The following is a 2,513-nucleotide window of genomic DNA, read 5'->3' on the forward strand; positions in this document are numbered from 1 at the left end:
GCAAAAAGAATACTAAAGCGTTATATGCCGAGGAGTGTTGGGTGAAAAAGGAAGTCAAAATACCAAGGCAACCAGATAGTTATACGACTGAAAATGTGGAGTATAAAATCTTTGAATTATACGTCAAAAAGAACCAATATGTATTTCCAAACCAAAGGTTATTTGATGTAGAAGCTACAGATGTCATTCTTGAAGTCGTTGCAGAAAGAGGTGGTATTGTCGAAACGTTGGATATTGAACTTTATAAAGAGGTCTTTCCGGACGATATAGCGATTGTGATTGATGAATCAAGGCCTCCAACATTGTTTGCAGGAATATTGATTTGGGTTTTAAACAAATACTTTATTTCTGGAATAGTACTCGGCGCTTTGATTACTTATTTTCTACAGAGGATTTTTTGAAATGGCATATAACAAAAACATTAAGACGGATTTCGTGGAAGAGCGCCACCAAACCGCTTATGCAAGGTGTTATGTGTCGCTATGAAGTTAACGTTGTTGGTTGTATTAGTTTCTCTTTCTTTTGGAATTTCGGCTATGGATAAAACTGCTAAATTAATCGATGATTTAATCTTGAAAAAGAACTTTGCGATTGAGTTATGGGAACCAAGAGGCTTGAATCCTTCGCGCCCAGAAGTAATTTTGTCGTTGGAAAAAACAACAAATGACTTCCTCAAATCTTTAAGACATATCCATTTAAATTCAGACTTTACCAAGGATTTAAGAAAGTCGAATATTCAGACTTTAGTCGACAATTTACCATGGTCAGATTTCGATACAGAAGAGAGAGAATTTCTAGCAGATACAATTGCTCCTGCTATTGAATCAATGGGTTTTGACCCGTGGAGTATAATTTGACAATGACACATAACAAAAAAATTCAAGCGGACATTGCCAAGAGCGGGCAACGCCGCTTAATTTNCCCTCTGTCAACTAAAACGAGAGATGTTCTGACCTCATTTCAGTCCATAATTAGTTGTTGCTCAATAAATTGAGTTAACACATCGGGTGAAGCAGTAATTTCGTCGGTTTACATGCTGGTATTCGTAGGTTATTCATTTTCCAATGAGCAGAGCTGACCTTACTTATTCCGCCGGAGCACCTTCTCTTCACTCTATGTTCGTGGATCAATTATGGGTTACATAATTGCCATCCTAACACCCTCTTAGGTTGTGCCCCATTCCGCGGCTTGACCCAATGCATTAACTCAAAACTGGTTTTTATCATGCAGGCACCCTAGATAATCTTAACTTGGGATTAACAGGTGCTAACACGACTTCTTTTGTAATAGCCCATATATAAGCGACCATTTCACGCGCTATCGCAGCAACTACGGTATTTCGGTGTTTACTGCGTTGTATTAATCTTTGATAACGGCGACAGAGTCTCACTTGAGCTTTCCATGCGATATCAATAACTTGTTTAGGTAATCCTTCTTGGCGCTGTTGCATTTCCTTCGATAGATTAGCGCTAAATCGGTAAGTATGAGCGCCTTCTATCAATAACCGCCTTGCGCGTCCATTACCGCACTTCGTGATGCTACCCATTCGCTGTTTACCACCACTTGAATGCTCTGAAGGAACTAGGCCTAGGTAGCTCATGAGCTTACGAGGATGGTCAAAACGGTTAAGATCGCCAAGCTCAGCGATAAGGCCGACCGCTATTGTCAGGCGAATGCCGCGCATGGCTTGTAATGCTTTTACAACAGGATAATAGCGCCACAGCTTAACGTGATGAATGAGTTCATTTTCGAGCCTTTCTAACCTACGGACACGTTCATCTATAGTATGAATAAACTCTTGTAGGACAATCTGTTGTGTAGGGTGAGGTAATATTAACTCAGCCAACCAACGCATATGTTTAGCTGACCAGTTATCGGTGCCAGGATATCGAATATTATTGCGAAGGAGTAAGGCCTTCAGTTGATATTTAGCGTCTTTTAAATCTTTCATAGCTATCTCACGGGAGCGAGATAAATCACGAACAGCCTCGTCTTCCGGCTCGGGTACATAGATAGCGGTTAAGTCTTCGGATTTTAGAAGCTTGGCGAGTTTAATTGCGTCACGTTTATCTGTTTTTACCCGCTCTCCAGCTTTTTTAGGAATAAGGGATGGCGCAACTACATAACAGCAATGGCCAAGACTAGTGATTAATCGATAAATCCAATATCCACAAGGTCCTGCTTCATATACAAAGTGCAATGTAGCTCTTGGGTATTTAGATTCAAATTTGCGAACGAGTTTTGTCACACTCACTTTTAAAGAGCTAATACGTCCATCGTGAACAACCTCTGCACCACGTTGGTCTTCACAATACGCTACTTCGTGAAACTCTTTGTGAGTATCCAAGCCAATAAAAATTATGTTATGTTTGCTCATGCTAGCCACCTATTTGTTTTAGTCATTTAACAAACTAATTATGGCCCTGGCTGATAGCTAACCCAAGAAAAATAGGTTGGCTAGCACTATCGGAGGGAGTCATTATGTCTATACGTCATGAAAGTTATTGCTTGCC

Annotated in this window: 3 protein-coding genes; 2 read left to right on the forward strand and 1 reads right to left on the reverse strand. The window is 40.2% G+C overall.

Features of this window, described 5'->3' with window-relative positions; genetic code table 11:
• Together AB9H30_RS19200 and AB9H30_RS19205 are read left to right on the forward strand one after the other, a co-directional pair.
• On the forward strand, window positions 1–401 hold a 401-nt coding region (locus AB9H30_RS19200), incomplete at its 5' end, for a hypothetical protein (protein ID WP_371196405.1).
• Between the two features lie 81 nt (window positions 402–482).
• Window positions 483–857, forward strand: coding sequence for a hypothetical protein (locus tag AB9H30_RS19205; protein WP_371196406.1), 375 nt, complete (start codon window positions 483–485; stop codon window positions 855–857).
• A 365-nt stretch (window positions 858–1,222) separates the two neighbouring features.
• On the opposite strand, the gene AB9H30_RS19210 is transcribed toward AB9H30_RS19205, so the two are convergent.
• Window positions 1,223–2,377 carry an IS110 family transposase gene (locus AB9H30_RS19210; RefSeq protein WP_371196407.1) on the reverse strand — a complete coding sequence of 385 codons (1,155 nt, stop codon included), beginning with the start codon at window positions 2,375–2,377 and terminating at the stop codon, window positions 1,223–1,225.
• Window positions 2,378–2,513: the final 136 nt, after the last annotated feature.

Origin of the sequence: Glaciecola sp. SC05, assembly GCF_041380235.1 — a bacterium.
Classification (GTDB): domain Bacteria; phylum Pseudomonadota; class Gammaproteobacteria; order Enterobacterales; family Alteromonadaceae; genus Glaciecola.

Bases quoted from the DNA above. Each gene is read 5' to 3' on its own strand.
- AB9H30_RS19205 (WP_371196406.1), top strand. From the start codon at position 483: ATGAAGTTAACGTTGTTGGTTGTATTAGTTTCTCTTTCTTTTGGAATT.
- AB9H30_RS19210 (WP_371196407.1), bottom strand. From the start codon at position 2,377: ATGAGCAAACATAACATAATTTTTATTGGCTTGGATACTCACAAAGAG.